General features: G+C 65.6%; 15 protein-coding genes. 8 read left to right on the forward strand and 7 right to left on the reverse strand.

All coding sequences use genetic code 11. The features are described 5' to 3' along the window. Positions 1-6: 6 nt before the first annotated feature. From ACQR1Y_RS28760 to ACQR1Y_RS28780, 5 genes are all read right to left on the reverse strand, one after another. The gene (locus ACQR1Y_RS28760; protein ID WP_434878941.1) at positions 7-1023 is read right to left on the reverse strand and encodes a branched-chain amino acid ABC transporter permease; all 1017 of its coding nucleotides are present in this window, start codon (positions 1021-1023) and stop codon (positions 7-9) included. A gap of 2 nt (positions 1024-1025) precedes the next feature. Beyond that, the gene (locus tag ACQR1Y_RS28765) at positions 1026-1904 is read right to left on the reverse strand and encodes a branched-chain amino acid ABC transporter permease (RefSeq protein ID WP_434878940.1); all 879 of its coding nucleotides are present in this window, start codon (positions 1902-1904) and stop codon (positions 1026-1028) included. A 13-nt stretch (positions 1905-1917) separates the two neighbouring features. Beyond that, positions 1918-2631 (reverse strand): ABC transporter ATP-binding protein, encoded by a 714-nt coding sequence (locus tag ACQR1Y_RS28770; RefSeq protein WP_434859679.1) that lies wholly within the window; start codon positions 2629-2631, stop codon positions 1918-1920. Beyond that, complete coding sequence (locus ACQR1Y_RS28775) at positions 2628-3425, reverse strand: ABC transporter ATP-binding protein (protein WP_434859680.1); 798 nt, start codon at positions 3423-3425, stop codon at positions 2628-2630. Before ACQR1Y_RS28775 ends, ACQR1Y_RS28770 begins: the two co-directional genes overlap by 4 nt. Before the next feature lie 66 nt (positions 3426-3491). Continuing rightward, entirely contained in the window at positions 3492-4388 is an 897-nt protein-coding gene (locus ACQR1Y_RS28780; protein WP_434859681.1) for an IclR family transcriptional regulator, read from the reverse strand. A gap of 212 nt (positions 4389-4600) precedes the next feature. Between ACQR1Y_RS28780 and ACQR1Y_RS28785 the strand changes: the two genes are divergently transcribed. The 6 genes from ACQR1Y_RS28785 to ACQR1Y_RS28810 all read left to right on the forward strand — a co-directional run bounded on the left by ACQR1Y_RS28785 (position 4601) and on the right by ACQR1Y_RS28810 (position 13418). After that, positions 4601-6694 carry a 3-hydroxyacyl-CoA dehydrogenase NAD-binding domain-containing protein gene (locus ACQR1Y_RS28785; protein WP_434878939.1) on the forward strand — a complete coding sequence of 698 codons (2094 nt, stop codon included), beginning with the start codon at positions 4601-4603 and terminating at the stop codon, positions 6692-6694. Between the two features lie 181 nt (positions 6695-6875). Beyond that, on the forward strand, positions 6876-8540 hold the full coding sequence (gene pimA, locus ACQR1Y_RS28790; RefSeq protein WP_434878938.1) for a dicarboxylate--CoA ligase PimA: 1665 nt from the start codon (positions 6876-6878) through the stop codon (positions 8538-8540). 19 nt (positions 8541-8559) lie between these two features. Next, positions 8560-9747, forward strand: coding sequence for an acetyl-CoA C-acyltransferase (locus ACQR1Y_RS28795; protein WP_434878937.1), 1188 nt, complete (start codon positions 8560-8562; stop codon positions 9745-9747). A 144-nt stretch (positions 9748-9891) separates the two neighbouring features. Continuing rightward, positions 9892-11082: a pimeloyl-CoA dehydrogenase large subunit gene (gene pimC / locus ACQR1Y_RS28800; RefSeq protein ID WP_434878936.1), complete on the forward strand. Its 1191-nt coding sequence runs from the start codon at positions 9892-9894 to the stop codon at positions 11080-11082. Positions 11083-11266: 184 nt separating this feature from the next. After that, complete coding sequence (gene pimD / locus ACQR1Y_RS28805; RefSeq protein WP_434878935.1) at positions 11267-12409, forward strand: pimeloyl-CoA dehydrogenase small subunit; 1143 nt, start codon at positions 11267-11269, stop codon at positions 12407-12409. Positions 12410-12644: 235 nt separating this feature from the next. Continuing rightward, positions 12645-13418 (forward strand): SDR family NAD(P)-dependent oxidoreductase, encoded by a 774-nt coding sequence (locus ACQR1Y_RS28810; RefSeq protein ID WP_434878934.1) that lies wholly within the window; start codon positions 12645-12647, stop codon positions 13416-13418. 17 nt (positions 13419-13435) lie between these two features. Here ACQR1Y_RS28810 and ACQR1Y_RS28815 read toward each other — a convergent pair whose 3' ends face one another. Continuing rightward, the gene (locus ACQR1Y_RS28815; RefSeq protein WP_434878933.1) at positions 13436-15055 is read right to left on the reverse strand and encodes an ABC transporter substrate-binding protein; all 1620 of its coding nucleotides are present in this window, start codon (positions 15053-15055) and stop codon (positions 13436-13438) included. Between the two features lie 147 nt (positions 15056-15202). Between ACQR1Y_RS28815 and ACQR1Y_RS28820 the strand changes: the two genes are divergently transcribed. Beyond that, positions 15203-15931 (forward strand): SDR family oxidoreductase, encoded by a 729-nt coding sequence (locus ACQR1Y_RS28820; RefSeq protein ID WP_434878932.1) that lies wholly within the window; start codon positions 15203-15205, stop codon positions 15929-15931. A gap of 726 nt (positions 15932-16657) precedes the next feature. Here ACQR1Y_RS28820 and ACQR1Y_RS28825 read toward each other — a convergent pair. Then, positions 16658-17221, reverse strand: coding sequence for a hypothetical protein (locus ACQR1Y_RS28825; protein WP_434878931.1), 564 nt, complete (start codon positions 17219-17221; stop codon positions 16658-16660). A 740-nt stretch (positions 17222-17961) separates the two neighbouring features. Between ACQR1Y_RS28825 and poxB the strand changes: the two genes are divergently transcribed. After that, complete coding sequence (gene poxB, locus ACQR1Y_RS28830) at positions 17962-19692, forward strand: ubiquinone-dependent pyruvate dehydrogenase (RefSeq protein WP_434878930.1); 1731 nt, start codon at positions 17962-17964, stop codon at positions 19690-19692. The last annotated feature ends 267 nt before the right edge of the window (positions 19693-19959 follow it).

Below are 19959 nucleotides of genomic sequence, written 5' to 3' on the forward strand. Positions count from 1 at the left end.
TCCTCCTTAGTTTTTTCTGAGTTTGCCGAGCAGCTGCTGGGCCACCATCGCCACCTGCCGCGAGCCGTGCGGCACGAGGAAGATGACGAGGAACAGCAGTACGCCGAACACCGCGCCGGACAGGCCCTTGGAAATGCCTTCGGCGACGTTGGGAACGAAGATGATGAAGGCCGCGCCGACGAACGAGCCGGGCAGCCAGCCGACGCCACCGACGACCATGCCGAGGAACAGCGAGATCGCGAGCACGATCGTATAGCTGTCCGGCGCGACGAACTGCACCGCGATCGCGCCCAATCCGCCGGCGACGCCGGTGATTCCCGCGCTGACGCCGAACGCCAGCGTCTTGTAGGTTGCGACGTCGATGCCCATGGCGGAGGCGGCGATCTCGTTGTCGCGGATCGCCATGAACGCCCGGCCCGAGCGCGAGCGCAGCAGGTTCACCGAGAACACGTAGATCGCGATCGTGATCGCCAGGGTGAAGTAGTACAGCCACATGTCCTGGGACATCGGCAGGCCGAACGGCGCGTCGGGCTTGGTGACGACCAGACCCTGCACGCCGCCGGTCCAGTGCTCGAAGAAGCCGAGCTTGAGGATCTGCGGCATGGCGGTGGCGAGCGCAAAGGTGGCGAGCGCCAGATAGACGCCCGACAGCCGCAGCGCCGGCTGGCCGAACAGGAAGCCGAAGCCGAAGCAGATGACGCCGGCGATCGGCAGGGTCAGCGCGTAGTTGACGTTGTACTGCTCCATCAGGATCGCCGATGTATAGGCGCCGACGGCGTAGAACGCGCTCTGCCCGAGCGAGAACTGTCCGGAGCCGCCGGTCAGGATGTTCAGTGCCAGCACGGCGAGGCCATAGATCAGGAGCATCGTCATCTGGAAGATGATGAAGTTCTTGACGAACAGCGGCACGATCAGAAGCAGCAGCACGACAACGAAGGTGGTGCCGGAGCTCAGGGTCATGGCCCGCTTCGGAACGGCCTCGACCGCGGGCGTCTGGGATGCGATTTCCTCGACTGCGCTCATGATCAGACTCGCTTCACGATGTTGCGGCCGAACAGGCCGGCGGGTTTGATGACCAGGACGGAGATGATCAGGGCCAGCGCGATCGGCAGCTTCATCTCATTGCCCACGTGCGGGATGTAGGTGCCGGCGAGATTCTCGAAGATGCCGACCAGGAAGCCGCCGAGCACCGCGCCGAACGGGCTGGTGAGACCGCCGAGCACGGCCGCGGCGAAGCCATAGATCAGCACGCCGCCCATCATGTTGGGCTCGAGGAACACCACAGGTGCGATCAGCATGCCGGCGATCGAGCCGATCGCCGCCGCCATGCCCCAGCCCAGTGCGATCATCCAGGACGTGTTGATGCCGACCAGCCGTGCCGACTCGGGCAGCGCCGCCGCAGCCCGCATCGCGAGGCCGACGCGGGTGTACTGGAAGAAGAAGTACAGCCCGACCAGCAGCAACAGGGTAATGCCGATCATGCCGGCCTGGTGGGTCGAGATGAGCTGGCTGCCCAGGAACGGCGAGGAGCCGAACGGGGTCGGATACTGCTTGATCGTGAAGTCCCAGATCAGTCCGGCACAGGAGTTGATGATCGAGAACAGCGCGATGAACCCGGCGACTTGCGTCAGGATCGGCGCCTTGGTCAGCGGCTTGAACAGCACGCGCTCGATAGCGATGCCGCCGGCGAACGAGAACGCCAGCGTGACCACGAAGGCCGCCCAATACGGCAGGCCCCATTGCATCAGCTGCCAGGAGATGAAGGTCGAGAACATCGCCATCTCGCCTTGCGCGAAGTTGAGATGGTCGATGGCCTGGTAGATCATCACGACGGCGAGCGCCATGCAGGCGTAGATCGCGCCCGTCGCGATGCCGGCCAGGACCTGGTTGGTGAAGAGTTCCATTGTCCCGCCTCCGTTAGTAGCCCAGATAGGATTTGCGGACGTTCTCGTCGTTCGCGATGTCCTTGGCGACACCCGACATGACGATACGGCCGGTCTCGATCACATAGGCCTGGTCGGCGAGCTCCAGCGCGAGCTGCGCGTTCTGCTCGACGACGAGGATCGAGACCTTTTCCTCGCGATTGATCTTGCCGAGAATGCCGAAGAGATCGCGGACCACCAGCGGCGCAAGGCCGAATGACGGCTCGTCGAGGAGCATCAGCCGGGGGCGCAGCATCAGGGCGCGGGCGACCGCGAGCATCTGCTGCTCGCCGCCCGAGAGGGTGCCGGCCTGCTGGGTGTGACGCTCCTTGAGCTTCGGAAAGTAGGAGTACATCCGCTCGATGTCGGCAACGATGCCCGCCTTGTCGCTGCGGGTGATGGCGCCGAGTTGCAGATTTTCCTCCACCGTCATGTTGGTGAAGGTGCCGCGGCCCTGCGGCACATGCGCGATGCCGAAGCGGACGATGCTCTCGGTCGATTTGTTGTTGAGCGGCTTGCCCTCGAACTCGATCGCGCCGGTCGAGCGCACCATGTTGCAGATCGCGCGCAAGGTCGTGGTCTTGCCGGCACCGTTGGCGCCGAGCAGGGTCGTCAGCGAGCCCTCGTTGAGCGAGAAGGAGAGGCCGTGCAGGGCCTGGACCTGGCCGTAATAGGCGCGCAGGTCCTTGACGTTGAGAAGCGCCGTCATTGATCCTTGCTCCCGAGATAGGCCTTGATGACGTCGGGATCGGCCTGCACCTGGGCCGGCGTGCCCTCGGCGAGCTTGCGGCCGAAATTCAGCGCCACGACGTGGTCGGCGATCGACATCACCAGACCCATGTGATGCTCGACCAGCAGTACGGTGATGTGACGATCGTCGCGGATGCGGCGGATCAGGTCGCCGAGCACATAGACTTCCTCGTGGTTGAGGCCGCCCGCAGGCTCGTCGAGCAGCAGGATCTTCGGATCGGCGGCGAGCGCGCGCGCCAGCTCGACGCGCTTCTGCGTGCCGAACGGCAGGCCGGACACGGTCTTGTGCGCGACCTCCTCGAGATTGAGATAAGCGAGGATCTCGTGAACCTTGGTGTTCATGGATTTCTCGCTGCGCCGGATCCACGCGAGCCGCAGCGAGTCCGAGATGATGTCGCTCGACGTCCGGGCATGGGTGCCGACGCGGACATTGTCGAGCACCGAGAGGTTCGGGAACAGCGCGACGTTCTGGAACGTGCGGCCGATGCCGATCTCGGCGATGCGATGTGGCGGCCGCGTCAGGATGCTGCGGCCTTCCATCAGGATGTCGCCGGCGCTCGGCTGGTACAGGCGGCTGAGGCAGTTGAACAGCGTCGTCTTGCCGGCGCCGTTCGGGCCGATGAGGCCGAGGATCTGGCCCTTCTGCATGTTGAACGACACGCCGTTCAGCGCGACGATGCCGCCGAACACGACGCTGACGTCGCGAACCGCGAGCAGCGGATCGTTCGTGGGGGCGAGCTGTGCCTGCGTCATCTCGTCTCGCCCCTCCCGAAATCGTTCAGATTGGGGCGCGGCGCCAGCCGACCGCGATGATGCAGGCTATCTGATACCCTCGGCAACACGGGCAACTTTTCCTCCTGGCTTCGGCTTTTTATTGAGGTCTTTGTGAGACGATTGGCTCGTCTGATTATTAGTCTGATTAGTTTGCGGCGCGAGTCCGCCAAGCGCCGCTTCGATTTTTCTTACCATCGCCACGAGGCGAGGTCCAATGTCGGTGAGCAGACGCTCTTCCGTGAAGCGGAATGCAGGCGCGCCGCAATTGATCGCGTAGGGACCCGTTCCATCATTGAGCCTCAGCGCCGCGGCGACGGCGTGGACATCGTCCTGCCACTCGCCGGCCGAGATCGCGAAGCCGTGCTTGGCGACAGTCTCGCCGGCGCGTTCGATGCCGTCGCGGATCTTCGGCCAGCGGTTGCCATAATGCTCGCGCATCTCGCGCATGAGCGCGGCGCGCTCCTCTTCGGGGAGCGCCCAGAGATAGGCACGGCCCATCGCCGTGGTGGCGATCGGAATGCGTGAGCCGACGTCGAGCTCGACATTCACGACGCCATGCCGGCTCTGGCCGATATAGATCATGCTCAGGCGGTCGCGGCCGCCGATCGCCACCGCGCCGCCGGTCTCGCGCATCAATTGTTCGCGAAACGGCTCGGAGAGTTGGCGCACGCCGAGGTTGGCGAGCGCGGCATAGCCGAGCAGCAGCGCCGACGGCGCCAGCTGATACTTCTCGAAACGGGGAACCGGGGTGAGATAGCCGAGCTTGGTGAGCGTATAGGTCAGGCGCGACACCGTTGCCTTGGGCAGATTGGTGCGTGCGGCGATCTCCTGGTTGCCCAGCAGGCCGTCGTTCGGCCGGAAGGCGCGCAGCACTTCCAGGCCGCGCGACAGCGCAACGACGAAGTTGCGATCGGTCGCAGCTTTCTTCCCTGGGCGTTTCATGTCATCGGCTGTTGATTGATGAGCCTCGTTGACAACGCTCGTGCTTCAAAATAACCCTGCGTGTCAAGATGTGGAATTACGTTTCGCACTGCGGAATTGAGGTTCGGCAGCGGGTAGACGCAAGCAAGGCTGATACTCTGCGCAAATGAAGGTCCAACAATTGGCCGGTGCGTTAACCGGCCGCAAAGAAACGACATCCCAAGGAGCCTAGCGTGAGCGAAGTGGCAAAGCTTGATCGCCAAGACATCATCGGCATCGTCACCATCGACAGTCCGCCGGTCAATGCGCTGAGTGCCGCAGTTCGTGGCGGTATCCTCGACAACGTCAAGGCGGCGATCGACGATCCCACGATCAAGGCCATCGTCCTCACCTGTGGCGGCCGCACCTTCATCGCGGGCGCCGATATCACCGAATTCGGCAAGCCGCCGAAGCCGCCGGCGCTCAACGACGTGCTCAGCACGATCGAGAACAGCCCGAAGCCGGTGATCGCCGCGATTCACGGCACCGCGCTCGGCGGTGGCCTCGAAGTGGCGCTGGCCTGTCATTATCGTGTCGCCACCAAGGAGGCGAAGCTCGGTCTGCCCGAGGTGAAGCTCGGACTGCTGCCGGGTGCGGGCGGCACGCAGCGCCTGCCGCGTGCGGTCGGTCCGGAGCTCGCGGTCAAGATGATCGTCGGCGGCGATCCGATCAGCGCGGCCGAGGCGCACAAGAATGGCCTGATCGAGGAGATCGTCGAGGGGCCGGCGTCGGGCGGCGTCGAGTTCGCGCGCAAGGTGGTGGCGGAGAACCGTCCGTTGCGCAAGCTGCGCGATGACGACTCCAAGATTGCGGCCGCGAAGGCCGATCGTTCGATCTTCACCAATGCGGTGGCTGCGATCACCAAGAAGTCGCGCGGACTTGAAGCTCCGTTCGCAGCCGCCGACGCGGTCGGCTACGCGATCGACCTTCCTTTTGATGAAGGTCTGAAGCGCGAGCGCGAGGGCTTCCTCAAGCTCGTCGCCAGCGACCAGTCGAAGGCGCAGCGCTATGCGTTCTTCGCCGAGCGCGAGGCCGCCAAGATCGCGGGCGTGCCCGAGGGCACCAAGGGTCGCAAGGTCGAGCGCGTTGCCATCATCGGCGCCGGCACCATGGGCGGCGGCATCGCGATGTCGTTCGCCAATGCCGGTATTCCCGTCACCCTGATCGAGACTGCCGAGGAGCAGCTCAAGCGCGGCATGGGCATCATGCAGAAGAACTGGGAGGCGACCGCCGCGCGCGGCGGCATCCCGGCGGATGCACCGGCCAAGCGCATGGCGCTGATCGACGGCAAGGTCGGCCTGGAGAACGTCAAGGACGCCGACCTCGTCATCGAGGCGGTGTTCGAGACCATGGCGGTGAAGAAGGAAGTGTTCGGCAAGCTCGATCAATACGCCAAGCCCGGCGCGGTGCTGGCCTCCAACACCTCCTATCTGAACATCGACGCCATTGCCGCCGAGACCAGCCGGCCGCAGGACGTGCTCGGCATGCACTTCTTCTCGCCGGCCAACGTCATGAAGCTGTGCGAGATCGTGCGCGCCGACAAGACCGCGCCGGACGCGCTCGTCACGGCGGTGTCGATCGCGCGCAAGATCGCCAAGGTGCCGGCCGTGGTCGGCGTCTGCGACGGCTTCGTCGGCAACCGCATGCTGGCCCAGCGCGGCAAGCAGGCCGAGAAGCTGCTGTTCGAGGGCGCGCTGCCGCAGCAGGTCGACGCCGTCGTCACCAAGTTCGGCATGCCGATGGGCCCGTTCGCGATGGGCGACCTCGCCGGCCTCGACATCGGCTGGCGCTCGCGCAAGGACCGCGGCATCAAGAGCGAGATCGCGGATGCGCTGTGCGAAGCCGGCCGCTTCGGCCAGAAGACCGGCAAGGGCTACTACAAATACGAGGCCGGCTCGCGCGCGCCGCTGCCGGATCCGGATGTCGAGAAGCTGATCGACGAGACGCTCGCAAAGCTCGGCCTCAAGCGCCGCACGGTGAGCGACGAGGAGATTCTCGAGCGCATGATGTATCCGATGATCAACGAGGGCGCGAAGATCCTCGCCGAAGGCATCGCGGCGCGTCCGTCGGATATCGATGTCGTCTGGCTGTACGGCTATGGCTGGCCGATCTATCGCGGCGGCCCGATGTACTGGGCCGACAGCGTCGGCCTGAAGCACATCGCCGAGCGGCTGGCGTTCTACGCGAAGGAGACGAATGATCCGTCGCTGGAGCCGGCGCCGCTGCTGAAGAAGCTCGCGGACGAGGGCAAGACCTTCGCCTCGCTCGCGCAGGGGAAGGCCGCTTGAGAAAGCCCGACTGCCGCTCCGCGCGACAGTCTACTCCCCTCCCCCTTGCGCGGAGGGGTCGGGGGTGGGGGGCCACAACGGCAGTCTCGCCCGGGGCCACCCCCCTCCCTGCCCCTCCCCCACAAGGGGGGAGGGAACGGAAAGAGTGGGGCCGCCTTACGCCAACGGAAGTCGAGCTTGCATGACCCATCCCGGCGAACAGTTCTATCCCGAAGGCGTCCGCTGGGACGCGCCGATCGCGCGCGGCACCTTGCCGGATCTGCTGGCGAAGTCCGTCGCGGACTTCGGCGATCGCCATGCGCTGGAATTCCGCGATCGTCCGATCAGCTTCAACCAGCTCGCCGGCCACGTCGATCAGGCGGCCGCGGCGTTTCTCCGCGCCGGCTTCGGCAAGGGAGCCTCGATCGCGCTGTTCCTCAGCAACACGCCGGACCATCCGATCAATTTCTTCGGCGCGCTGAAAGCCGGCGCCCGGGTCGTGCATCTGTCGCCGCTCGACGGTGAGATCGCGCTGTCGCACAAGCTCAGCGACTCCGGCGCGCGCATCCTGGTGACGTCGAACCTGTCGGCGCTGCTGCCGATGGCGCTGAAGTTCCTGGCGAAGGGCCTTCTCGACCATTTGATCGTCTGCGAGGATGATGATTGGGGCAAGGTCGGCACGCCGCAGACGCCGCTGCCCGACAACCCCGCGATCACGACGCATCGTGCCTTCGTCGACGGCGCGGTGGCGCCCGCCGCCTGGCCTGACATCTCGCCCGACGACATCGCGTTGCTGCAATATACCGGCGGCACCACCGGCCTGCCCAAGGGCGCGATGCTGACGCATGGCAACCTTACCTCCGCGGTCTCGATCATCGAGATCTGGAGCCGCGCCACCCGGCCGCACCACGATGGCGCCGATCGCGTCATCTGCGTGCTGCCGCTGTTCCACATCTATGCGCTGAGCGTGGTGTTATTGACCGCGCTGCGCATCGGCACCCTGGTCTCGCTGCATCAGCGTTTCGACGTCGAGGCTGTCATGCGCGACATCGAGGTGAAGCGCGCGACCTATTTCCCGGGCGTGCCGACGATGTGGATCGCGATCGCCAACCTGCCGGATCTCGACAAGCGCGATCTGTCGTCGCTGACCAGCGTCGGCTCCGGCGGCGCGCCGTTGCCGGTCGAGGTCGCGCGCATCCTGGAGCGGCGCGTCGGCATGAAGCTGAAGAGCGGCTGGGGCATGACCGAGACCTGCTCGCCCGGCACCAGCCACCCGAAGGAGGGGCCGGACAAGCCCGGCTCGATCGGCATCGCGCTGCCCGGCATCGAGATGGACGTCGTGTCGCTGGAAGATCCCGCGAAGGTGCTCGGGATCAACGAGGTCGGCGAGATCCGCGTCAAGGGGCCGAACGTCACCAAGGGTTATTGGAACCGGCCGGAGGAATCGGCGCAGTCCTTCGTCGGCGACCATTTCCTGACCGGCGACATCGGCTATGTCGACGCCGACGGCTTCTATTTCCTGGTCGATCGCAAGAAGGACATGATCATCTCCGGCGGCTTCAACGTCTATCCGCAGATGATCGAGCAGGCGATCTACACGCATCCGGCGGTGCAGGAGGTGATCGTGATCGGCATTCCCGATGCCTATCGCGGCGAAGCCGCGAAAGCCTTCATCAAGCTGCGCGACGGCTTCGCGCCGTTCCCGGTCGAGGAGCTCCGCGCCTTCCTGACCGGCAAGCTCGGCAAGCACGAGCTGCCGGCGGCGGTCGAGTTCGTCGACGAGCTGCCGCGCACGCCGGTCGGAAAATTGTCGCGTCACGAATTGCGCCAGCAGCAATCATCAACATCTCACAGCAAACAATCGTAACAACAACAGGAGGTCGCCCATGACCGATGCCGTCATCGTTTCCACCGCCCGCACGCCGATCGGCAAGGCCTATCGCGGCGCGCTCAACGCCACCGGCGGCGCCACCTTGCTTGGTCACGCCATCGGCGAGGCCGTCAAGCGCGCCAAGATCGATCCGGCCGAGGTCGAGGACGTCGTGATGGGCGCGGCCCTGCAGCAGGGCTCGACCGGCGGCAACATCGCGCGCAAGGCGCTGCTCCGCGCCGGCCTGCCGGTGTCGGTCGGCGGCACCACCATCGACCGCCAATGCGCCTCCGGCCTGCAGGCCATCGCGCTCGCGGCGCGCTCGGTGATCTTCGACGGCGTCGAGATCGCGGTCGGCGGCGGCGGCGAGTCGATCTCGCTGGTCCAGAACGACAAGATGAATGCCTTCCAGGCCACCGACCCGGCGCTGCTCGAGATCAAGGGCGACGTCTACATGCCGATGATCGACACCGCCGAGGTCGTCGCCAAGCGCTACGGCATCTCGCGCGAGCGCCAGGACGAATACGCGCTGGAGAGCCAGCGCCGCACCGCCGCCGCGCAGCAGGGCGGCAAGTTCAGCGAGGAGCTGGCGCCGATCTCGACCAAGATGGCGGTGACCGACAAGGCCACCGGCAACATCTCGTTCAAGGACATCACCCTGTCGCAGGACGAGGGCCCGCGTCCTGAGACGACCGCCGAAGGTCTCGCCGGCCTCAAGGCCGTGCGCGGCGACGGCTTCACCATCACCGCCGGCAATGCCAGCCAGCTCTCGGACGGCGCCTCGGCCTCGGTGATCATGAGCGACAAGGAGGCCGCCAAGCGCGGCCTGCAGCCGCTCGGCATCTTCCGCGGCTTCGTTGCCCATGGTTGCGAGCCCGACGAGATGGGCATCGGCCCGGTGTTCGCGGTGCCGCGCCTGCTGAAGCGCCATGGGCTCACGGTCGATGACATCGGCCTGTGGGAGCTGAACGAGGCGTTCGCGGTGCAGGTGCTGTACTGCCGCGACAAGCTCGGCATCGACCCCGACAAGATCAACGTCAATGGCGGTGCCATCTCGGTCGGCCATCCCTACGGCATGTCGGGCGCGCGCCTGACTGGCCACGCGCTGATCGAAGGCCGTCGCCGCAAGGCCAAATACGCCGTCGTCACCATGTGCGTCGGCGGCGGCATGGGCGCCGCCGGCCTGTTCGAGGTGCTGCAGTAATTCTTCGTCATTCCGGGGCGCGCGGAGCGCGAGCCCGGAATCCATGCTCACCATCGTGGTTATGGATTCCGGGTTCGCCTCTTCGAGGCGCCCCGGAATGACAGCTCGATTTGTCGATGGATAAACTAGACACGGGAGGATCCAATGGATCTTGCATTTACCAAGGAAGAGCAGGCGTTCCGCGAGGAAGTGCGGCAGTTCTTCAGGGACAACGTGCCCGCGGAGACGCGCCGCAAGATGGTCGAGGGCCGGCATCTGTCGAAGGACGAGATGGTGACCTGGTGGCGCATCCTCAACAAGAAGGGCTGGGGCGTCTCGCACTGGCCGGAGGAATATGGCGGCACCGGCTGGACCTCTGTGCAGCACTACATCTTCAATGAGGAGCTGCAGGCCTATCCGGCGCCGCAGCCGCTCGCCTTCGGCGTCAGCATGGTCGGCCCGGTCATCTACACCTTCGGCAATGAGGAGCAGAAGAAGAAGTACCTGCCGCGCATCGCCAATGTCGACGACTGGTGGTGCCAGGGCTTCTCCGAGCCGGGCTCGGGCTCCGACCTCGCCTCGCTCAAGACCAAGGCCGAGCGCCGCGGCGACAAGTGGATCATCAACGGCCAGAAGACCTGGACGACGCTTGCCCAGCACGCCGACATGATCTTCTGCCTGTGCCGCACCGATCCCTCCGCCAAGAAGCAGATGGGCATCTCCTTCATCGTCTTCAGCATGAAGTCGAAGGGCGTCACGGTGCGTCCGATCCAGACCATCGACGGCGGCCGGGAGGTCAACGAGGTGTTCTTCGACGACGTCGAGGTGCCCATCGAGAACCTGATCGGCGAGGAGAACAAGGGCTGGGACTACGCCAAGTTCCTGCTCGGCAATGAGCGCACGGGGATTGCCCGCGTCGGCGTCTCCAAGGAGCGTATCCGCCGCATCAAGGAGCTCGCCGCCAAGGTCGAAGCCGGCGGCCGTCCCGTTCTGGAAGATCCGTCGTTCCGCGAGAAGCTGACGGCCTGTGAGGTCGAGCTGAAGGCGCTGGAGCTGACCCAGCTGCGCGTCGTCGCCGACGAGGGCAAGCACGGCAAGGGCAAGCCCAACCCGGCGTCCTCGGTGCTGAAGATCAAGGGCTCCGAGATCCAGCAGACCACCACCGAGCTGTTGATGGAGGTGATCGGCCCGTTCGCCGCGCCCTACGACGTCCATGGCGACGACGACAGCAACGAGACCATGGACTGGACCGCCCAGATCGCGCCGAGCTACTTCAACAACCGCAAGGTCTCGATCTACGGCGGCTCCAACGAGATCCAGCGCAACATCATCGCCAAGGCGGTGCTGGGGCTCTGACGCTCTTCTCCCTCTCCCCGCGTGCGGGGAGAGGGTCGGGGTGAGGGGGGCTCTCCAGGCACCGTGCTCGTGGAGAGTCCCCCTCACCCGGATTGCATCTGGCGATGCAATCCGACCTCTCCCCGCATGCGGGGAGAGGTGACGAGCGGAGCTCCTGGCAACAGGTCATTTCAAGGAAACTCACATGGATTTTGATCTCACCGAGGAGCAGCGCCTCCTCAAGGACAGCATCGACGGCCTGCTGGCGGATGCCTACGATTTCGACAAGCGCAAGCTGTACATGAAGGAGAAGGGTGGCTGGAGCCAGGCGATCTGGTCCAAGCTCGCCGAGCAGGGCCTGCTCGGCCTGCCGTTCTCGGAGGAAGACGGCGGCTTCGGCGCCGGCGGCGTCGAGACCATGATCGTGATGGAAGCGATGGGCCGCGCGCTGGTGCTCGAGCCGTATCTCGCGACCGTGGTGCTGTCGGGCGGCTTCCTCCGCCACGCCGGCTCGGCCGCGCAGAAGGCGGCGCACCTGCCGGGCATCATCGACGGCAGCAAGACCTTCGCCTTTGCCCAGCTCGAGAAGCAGTCGCGCTATGATCTGTTCGACGTCGCGACGTCGGCCAAGAAGAAGGGCGACGGCTATGTCATCGACGGCGAGAAGTTCGTCGTGCTCAACGGCGAGAATGCCGACACCCTGATCGTCACCGCGCGCACCTCCGGTGGCCAGCGCGACAAGTCCGGCATCGGCGTGTTCATCGTCCCCGCCGACGCGAAGGGCGTCACCCGCAAGGGCTATCCGACCCAGGACGGCCTGTACGCCGCGGACATCACCTTCACCGGTGTCGAGGTCGGTGCTGACGCGGCCATCGGCGATCCCGCCAATGCCCTGCCGCTGATCGAGCGCGTCGTCGACGAGGCCCGCATCGCGCTGTGCGCGGAGGCGGTCGGCCTGATGGACGAGTCGCTCAAGACCACGGTCGAGTACATCAAGACGCGCAAGCAGTTCGGCGTCGCGATCGGATCGTTCCAGTCGTTGCAGCACCGCGCCTCCGACATGTTCGTCGCGCTGGAGCAGGCCCGCTCGATGTCGATGTTCGCCACCATGGCCGCCGACTTCGACGACGCCAAGGAGCGCGCCACCTCGATCGCCGCGGCCAAGGTGCAGATCGGCAAGTCCGGCAAGTTCGTCGGCCAGCAGTCGATCCAGCTGCACGGCGGCATCGGCATGACGATGGAGGCCAAGATCGGCCACTACTTCAAGCGCCTGTCGATGATCGAGCTGACCTTCGGCGACACCGACTACCACATGCGCCGCGTCAGCGAGGCCGGTGGGCTGATCTAACAGGATGCGTCGTTGCCGGGCTTGACCCGGCAACCCATCGCCTTCGAATGATGGATGCGCGGGTCAAGCCCGCGTATGACGATCTGAGGCTCTTCGGTGCCTACGCTGGCTTGGCTCCGATGCGGTTTGATTTTTGAGCCGTCATTGCGAGCGAAGCGAAGCAATCCAGGGCGTCATGCGTTGCCCTGGATTGCTTCGTCGCTTCGCTCCTCGCAATGACGCGGAGGAACGAGCCATGACCCCCAATCCCTTCAACCTTGCCGGCCAGGTCGCCGTGATCACCGGCTCGAGCCGCGGCATCGGCCGTGCCTCGGCTGAATTGCTCGCGCAACTCGGCGCCAAGGTCGTGATCTCCAGCCGCAAGGCCGACGCCTGCGAGGAGGTCGCGGCCGGCATCCGCGCCAATGGCGGCGATGCGCATGTGATTCCCTGCAACATCTCGCGCAGGCCTGAGGTCGACGCGCTGATCGATGGCGCCGTGAAGCATTACGGCCAGGTCGACATCCTCGTCTGCAACGCCGCGGTGAACCCGTATTACGGACCGCTGCTCGACATCACCGACGAGGCCTTCGACAAGATCATGGGCTCGAACGTCAAGAGCAACCTGTGGCTCTGCGCCAAGGCGATCCCGCCGATGGCCGCGCGCGGGAAAGGCTCGGTCGTGATCGTCTCCTCGATCGGCGGCCTGCGCGGCTCGACCGTGATCGGCGCCTACGGCATCTCCAAGGCCGCCGACTTCTCGCTGTGCCGCAGCCTCGCCGGCGAATGGGGCCCGCAGGGCGTGCGCGTCAATTGCGTTGCGCCGGGCCTGGTCAAGACTGATTTCGCCCGCGCGCTGTGGGAGGACGAAGCCCGCCTGAAGCAGCGCTGCGCCACCACGCCGCTGCGCCGCATCGGCGAGCCGCACGAGATCGCCGGCGCGGTTGCCTATCTCGCCTCGGATGCCTCGACCTTCATGACCGGGCAGACCATCGTGGTCGATGGCGGCGTGACGACGGCGGCGGTGTAGCCGCCGCCGCTCGAGCGCTAGCCCTTGACGAACTGCCGGTAGTCCGGCTCGCGGTGGAACCAGAACTCATAGCCGCTCACCGGCTTCTGCATCGCGACGTCGTGGATCGGCTGGTTCAGCGGCACCACCGGCACCTCGCGCATGCACAGCGTGATGAAGGCCTTCACCGTCGCCTCGTACTCCGCGGCGTCTTCGGTGAAGCGCGCCTTGTCGATCAGCGCGTCCATCTCCTTGCTCTGGTAGGACGAGATGTTGAAGATCGAATTGCGGCCGTGGAAATTCCAATAGAAGTAGTATTCGGGATAATCGAGCCAGCCTGAGAAGCGGTTGAGCGCCATCGGCAGCTCCTTCTTGTTCAAGGTCGTCCGCCAGTTTGCGCCCGGGATCTTGTCGATGGCCGCCTTGATGCCGATCTTGGCGAGGTTCTCCTGGATCAGGATCGCCGTGGGCTCGCCGACGGTGGCCGTGCCGGCATCCAGCGACAGCGTCGTCTCGAGTCCTTCCAGACCCGCCTCCTTCATCAGCGCCTTGGCCTTGTCGAGATCGGTGACGTAAGGGAAGGGCTGCGGCCACACCGGCTTGGTCGCCTCAGAAGCGCCGCCATACATCGGCACCGCGCGGCCGAAGAACGCGCTTGCCTGGATCTGCTCATAGGGCATCGCCCAGGCGATCGCCTGGCGTAGCTTGACATTGTCGAACGGCGGCTTCGCCGTATTCAGCGCCACGTACCACAGCGCGTTCGGGATCGGCACGCCCGTGACCTTGACCTTGCCTTCCTTGATGAGCTGATCGAAATCGCGCGGGGCGAAGCCGCTGGAGAGATCGGCATCGCCGCGCTCCAGCATCGCCCGCCGCGTGCCGGCCGAGGGAATGTCGCGCGCAATGATCCGCTTGATCTTCGGCAGCGGTCCGCACTTCCAATTGTCGAACCGGCTGAGAATGGTCTCGGTGCCGGCCTTCCAGCTCTCCACCTTGTAGGCGCCGCCGCCGGCCTCGTTGTTCTTCAGCCAGGCCAGCGCCCATGGGTCTTCGGTCGTCGCGTTCTTCTTCGCGAGCTCCGAATTGATCACGAACGGCACGACCACCGCGACGTTGAACAGCAACATCTTGTCCTTGCGGATGTAGTCGATGCGGAAGGTGTGGTCGTCGACGACGACGAACTGCTCCGGTTTCTCCAGCGAGCCGGCCGACATCTGGAACGTCGGGAAGCCGCCGACCGAGACGGCGCGGTCGAACGACCATTTGACGTCCTTCGCCGTCACCGGCGTGCCGTCGTGAAAGGTGGCGTCCTTGCGCAGCTTGAAGGTGCAGGATAGGCCGTCGGCGGCGACCTCCCAGCTCTCGGCGAGCTCCGGCGCCAAAGTGGCGCGATCGTACGAGGTCGTGCCGTCCGGCAACGTCTTCGCCGCATAGCTCAGCAGCCGGTCGTAGCAGTTCCAGGCGAGCCCATTGACGGTCTGGTTCGAGCCGACGCCCTGCATGTCCAGCGAGTTCGGTCCGAGCTCCTGCACCACCAGCAGCGTCTCGGCGCGGCCTTGCGCTAGCGCAAAGCGCGGGCCGAATGCGCTCAGCCCGGCGGCGCCCAAGCCGCCGAGCACGATTTGACGGCGTGTGATGTCGAAGTGCGAGCTGCTCATCGGGACCCCCCTGGCGTTGCGCGATATTGACGTTGTGCAAGGCAAGGGGCGTGCCAGTGATGCCCGATGCTGGCAGCCGATTGCTCCCGACATCGCGCGCCGCGTTTGCTAGACTCGCAGGCAAATCACAGAGGTGAGGAGGCGGCGATGGCGGCAGAACTCGACGGCAAGGTGGCTGCCGTCACCGGCGCGGCGTCGGGCATTGGGCTCGCCAGCAGCGAGGCGATGCTGGCGGCGGGCGCGCGCGTCGTGATGATCGATCGTGACGCCGCAGCGCTGGCGCGGCTGCGCGAGCGCCACGGCGACGCCGTGATCCCCCTCGTCATCGACCTGCTCGACGCCACGGATTGCGCCACGCTGCTGCCGCGCGTGCTGCAGTCCGCCGGCCGGCTCGACATCTTCCACGCCAATGCGGGCAGCTATCTCGGCGGCGACCTCGTCGACGCCAGGACCGATGCGATCGACCGCATGCTGAACCTCAACGTCAACGTCGTCATGAAGAATGTGCGCGACGTGCTGCCGCATATGATCGACCGTGGCTCCGGCGACATCATCGTCACCAGCTCGCTCGCCGCGCACTACCCGACGCCGTGGGAGCCGGTCTATGCCTCTTCGAAATGGGCGATCGACTGTTTCGTCCAGACCACGCGCCGCCAGGTCTTCAAGCATGGCATCCGCATCGGCGCGATCTCGCCGGGCCCGGTGGTGACGGCGCTGATCGCCGACTGGCCGGCCGAGAAGCTGAAGGAAGCACGCGAGTCCGGCAGCCTGCTGGAGCCCACGGAAGTCGCCGACGTGATCCTGTTCATGTTGACGCGCCCACGCAACATGACCATCCGCGACGTCGTGATGCTGCCGACGAATTTCGATTTGTAGTCGCCTCTGATCAACGTCGGCGCGGCGCTGGCGGTGCACCTTGGCCCGCGTGCGGCAGGGCCATTGCATATGAGATGCTGGACTCTCGCGACGATCAATCCTGGCAATTAGTTTTTCCGTCATGCCCGGGCTTGTCCCGGGCATCCACGTCGTTCTCAGCATGCCGGACGACGTGGATGGTCGGGCCTTCGCCGCGCCGAATCGGCTTCGGCCGCGCAGGCGGGACAGGCCCGGCCATCACGTCGCGGAGAGGGACGAGCACAAAACTGAGGTCGTCACATGCGATGACACTGCCGCATGCGGGAGAGCTCCAATTGCATCGACAGGCCGCGGGTGAGGGGGACTCTCCGCGGGCGCGGTTTCCGTAGAGGCCCCCCTCATCCCAACCTTCTCCCCGCACGCGGGGAGAAGGAGCTCACTGCCGTCGCGGCGAAGAGCTCGGATGCCAACGTAGTCGACAGAGTCTCATAGCCCCGCGGACCCGTAGCCCGCATGAGCGCAGAGACATGCGGGTTCATGTCAGTGTCTGCGGTCAGTCCTCGCTCCGTTGCGCGCGCTCGCGCCGTGGAGCGGCCTCTGCTCGTCGCTCAAAGCATCCGGGCTGAGACTGGGAGGGCGCACGACGATGTCCTGCTGTCATGCGCGCAGGATAGGGCAGGAGCGCCGCGCAGCAAGGACCGAACCGGCCAGAATCAGGACCGGTTTGGACGCGCATTAGACCGCTTGTCAGGTCGGCTGAGCGCTACGTTCTGCGCGCGCCTTGATCGCGCGGAGCGTGCGCCGGCGGATCAGACCGCTCGCCAGCCGGATGACGATCCAGTACGGCAGGAACATCAGGAAAGAAGGCCAGTCCGGGCAGTGCACGCGCGTCTCGGTCACGAGCCGCGTCATCTCGCCGTCGGGCTCGACCATGAACGCCAGCACGAGCTTCGGTATTCGCGGGGCATTGAAGGCGATGAACTCGTCAGGCCCCGCGATCCGCACCAGGCCGAAATCGTTGCGCCAGAACTGCCCGATCAGCCCACCGACGATGGCGCGGTCGCCGTCGCGGCCGAGCGGCGCAAAGCTCTTCAGGCTGAACGGCCGCGGCGCCGGATGCCGGGTCGGCGCAAGCGCGTGCATCAGCCGCGCCGGCAACTGCCGCAGAGTCATCGCGATCTCGGAGAAGCGGTCGCGCGGCGGCTCCCAGTTCTGGATGAGATCGAGCAGCTCACCGGGCGGGCAGCGGACGCGCGTCTCGTGCCGCTCGGAGAACTGATAGGTCGGGAGGAAGCTATCGATCAGAGACATGAGGGCCGCCCAATCTTCAGTCGGAGCTTAGACCGCGCAGATGCGCCCGCATGCCCGCCATGCCCAAACTGCCCGTCGTGCCAGTTTGTCGCATGAATTCGCCTTGTGTCGTCGGGCAAATCACCTGCACATTTCCGCCCGTCCCGTGCTCATCAACGAGGGGCGCTTCGCGGGTCGTCACGAGCGTTGAGCATGGGATGCGATGGCCGGATCGGAGTTGCGCTGCGCATTCGCGGGCGGACGAACAGCTTCGGTGCGGACGGAGAAGTCGCGTGGTCCTGGCCTCCCGACGCTGAGGTCAAGCCGCGCCGGCGCGAAAGCGCCGCGTGGTGATGGGGGCAAGACAGCCCGGTCCCCAGGGAGAGCGCGTATAATTCGTAAGCCCATCGCGCAGGGAGGGCCGGGTGTGTTCGGCCAGACCTGTGGTGACTGCCGCCTGCATTCTTTTTCGGCAGGCGGGCCACGGGCGCGGCCAGCGCCCGGCCTTCCCTGCGCCCTCGATCTCGAAGAGGGCGATTGAGCAGCAAAGCTCGGACGCAAGATGCGCCGCGAGGATGTGCTGTCATGGCCCGGATCACGGGCGCCGTCATTCTCCCGTCGTCGTCTCCGTCGCATGCCACGATCTGGAACTCCTGCTCACCGCGAGGTTTTGATTGGGGTGGCCTGGCTCATGCAATGTACGACAGGATCGACTCGGCCGCGCGCGCGGCCCTTCTCGTGACCAAAGGACTCATCAGCACATGACCACTCTTGCAGACCAGATCGTCGAGACGCTCGAGATCGTCGGCGTCAAGCGCATCTACGGCGTCGTCGGCGACAGCCTGAACGGGCTGACCGAGTCGCTGCGCGTTCGTCAGACCATCGACTGGGTGCATGTGCGCCATGAAGAGGCCGCGGCCTTCGCAGCGTCAGGTGAATCGCAGATCACCGGCCAACTCGCGGTGTGCGCCGGCTCCTGCGGTCCAGGCAATCTGCATCTCATCAACGGTCTCTACGATGCGCAGCGCAGCCGCACGCCGGTCCTGGCGATCGCCGCGCACATCCCGTCGAGCGAGATCGGCGGCGGCTATTTCCAGGAGACGCATCCGCAGAACCTGTTCCGCGAATGCAGCGTCTATTGCGAGCTGATCTCCGATCCCGCGCAGATGCCGTTCGTGCTGGACAATGCGATCCGTGCCGCACTCGGCGAGCGCGGCGTCGCCGTCATCGTCATTCCCGGCGACGTCGCGCTGAAGGCTGCGCCGAAGCGCGCGCTGCCGCCGGCGATTGGTCTCGTGCCGCCGAAGCCCGTGGTGCGCCCGGCCGAGCCGGAGCTCGATGCGCTGGCGGCGCTGCTCAATGGCGGCGAGCGCGTCACTTTGTTCTGCGGCCGCGGCTGCGCCGGCGCGCATGCCGAGCTGATGCAGCTCGCCGAGACCTTGAAGAGCCCGATCGTGCATGCGCTCGGCGGCAAGGAGCATGTCGAGTACGACAATCCCTACGATGTCGGCCTCACCGGCTTCATCGGCTTCTCCTCGGGCTATCACGCCATGCACAGCTGCGACACGCTGCTGATGCTCGGCACCGATTTTCCCTACAAGCAGTTCATTCCAACGGACATCAAGATCGCCCAGGTCGACATCAGGCCGAGCCAGCTCGGCCGCCGCGCGCGGCTCGATGTCGGCGTGGTCGGCGATGTCGGGGAGACGCTTTGCGCGTTGCTGCCGAAGCTCACGGCGAAGTCGGACCGCAGCCATCTCGACGAGAACCTCAAGCGCTACGCCTCGGCGCGCAAAGGGCTCGACGATCTCGCGGCCGGTACGCCCGGCCGCCGGCCGATCCATCCGCAATATCTGACGCGGGTCATCAGCGAGAGTGCCGCGGAGGATGCCGTCTTCACCTTTGACGTCGGCACACCGACGATCTGGGCTGCGCGCTACATCGCCATGAACGGCCGCCGCCGCCTGGTCGGCTCGCTGGTGCACGGCTCGATGGCCAATGCGATGTCGCAAGGCATCGGCATCCAGGCCGCACAGGCGGGGCGGCAGGTGATCTCCTTGTCCGGCGATGGCGGCTTCGCGATGCTGATGGGCGATCTCATCACGTTGAAGCAGATGAAGCTGCCGGTGAAGGTCGTGATCTACAACAACGGCACGCTCGGCTTCGTCGCGCTGGAGATGAAGGCGTCGGGCTTCGTCGAGCACGGCACCGATCTGGAGAACCCAAATTTCGCCGCGATGGCGCAGGCGATGGGCATCCACGGCTGCCGTGTCGAGGATCCCGGCGAGCTGCCGGGCGCGGTTGCCGACTGGCTCGCGCATGACGGTCCGTCCGTGCTCGATGTCGTCACCGCCAAGCAGGAGCTGTCGATGCCGCCGACCATCGGCCTCGAGCAGGTGAAAGGCTTCAGCGTCTGGCTGATCCGCGCCGTCATGAGCGGCCGCGGCGACGAGGTGATCGATCTGGCAAAGGAGAATTTGTTGCCGCGATGAGGGGAGATGGATTCGAAGGTGAGCGAGCAGGACTTGAGATACGGCGAGCTCGTGCAGCAGGCGATTGCGAACGGAGGCCAACCTGCTGCCACACCCGCGCTGCTCCCCCTCTCCCGCTTGCGGGGGAGGGCCGGGGTGGGGGTCGCCCCACCCACCGTCCTCGGAGGGGCCCCCACCCTCCCCCGCAAGCGCAGGGGAATCGCATGTGAAATTACGCTGTAAGGCATTGTGATCCGGTCAAAAATCGATTCTGAAGGCGGCTCCTGA

Source organism: Bradyrhizobium sp. HKCCYLRH3099, from assembly GCF_051167855.1.
Lineage (GTDB): Bacteria > Pseudomonadota > Alphaproteobacteria > Rhizobiales > Xanthobacteraceae > Bradyrhizobium.

Bases quoted from the DNA above. Each gene is read 5' to 3' on its own strand.
- ACQR1Y_RS28760 (WP_434878941.1), bottom strand. From the start codon at position 1,023: ATGAGCGCAGTCGAGGAAATCGCATCCCAGACGCCCGCGGTCGAGGCC.
- pimC (WP_434878936.1), top strand. From the start codon at position 9,892: ATGGATCTTGCATTTACCAAGGAAGAGCAGGCGTTCCGCGAGGAAGTG.
- pimD (WP_434878935.1), top strand. From the start codon at position 11,267: ATGGATTTTGATCTCACCGAGGAGCAGCGCCTCCTCAAGGACAGCATC.
- poxB (WP_434878930.1), top strand. From the start codon at position 17,962: ATGACCACTCTTGCAGACCAGATCGTCGAGACGCTCGAGATCGTCGGC.
- ACQR1Y_RS28815 (WP_434878933.1), bottom strand. From the start codon at position 15,055: ATGAGCAGCTCGCACTTCGACATCACACGCCGTCAAATCGTGCTCGGC.
- ACQR1Y_RS28810 (WP_434878934.1), top strand. From the start codon at position 12,645: ATGACCCCCAATCCCTTCAACCTTGCCGGCCAGGTCGCCGTGATCACC.
- ACQR1Y_RS28825 (WP_434878931.1), bottom strand. From the start codon at position 17,221: ATGTCTCTGATCGATAGCTTCCTCCCGACCTATCAGTTCTCCGAGCGG.
- ACQR1Y_RS28795 (WP_434878937.1), top strand. From the start codon at position 8,560: ATGACCGATGCCGTCATCGTTTCCACCGCCCGCACGCCGATCGGCAAG.
- ACQR1Y_RS28820 (WP_434878932.1), top strand. From the start codon at position 15,203: ATGGCGGCAGAACTCGACGGCAAGGTGGCTGCCGTCACCGGCGCGGCG.
- pimA (WP_434878938.1), top strand. From the start codon at position 6,876: ATGACCCATCCCGGCGAACAGTTCTATCCCGAAGGCGTCCGCTGGGAC.
- ACQR1Y_RS28765 (WP_434878940.1), bottom strand. From the start codon at position 1,904: ATGGAACTCTTCACCAACCAGGTCCTGGCCGGCATCGCGACGGGCGCG.
- ACQR1Y_RS28770 (WP_434859679.1), bottom strand. From the start codon at position 2,631: ATGACGGCGCTTCTCAACGTCAAGGACCTGCGCGCCTATTACGGCCAG.
- ACQR1Y_RS28775 (WP_434859680.1), bottom strand. From the start codon at position 3,425: ATGACGCAGGCACAGCTCGCCCCCACGAACGATCCGCTGCTCGCGGTT.
- ACQR1Y_RS28780 (WP_434859681.1), bottom strand. From the start codon at position 4,388: ATGAAACGCCCAGGGAAGAAAGCTGCGACCGATCGCAACTTCGTCGTT.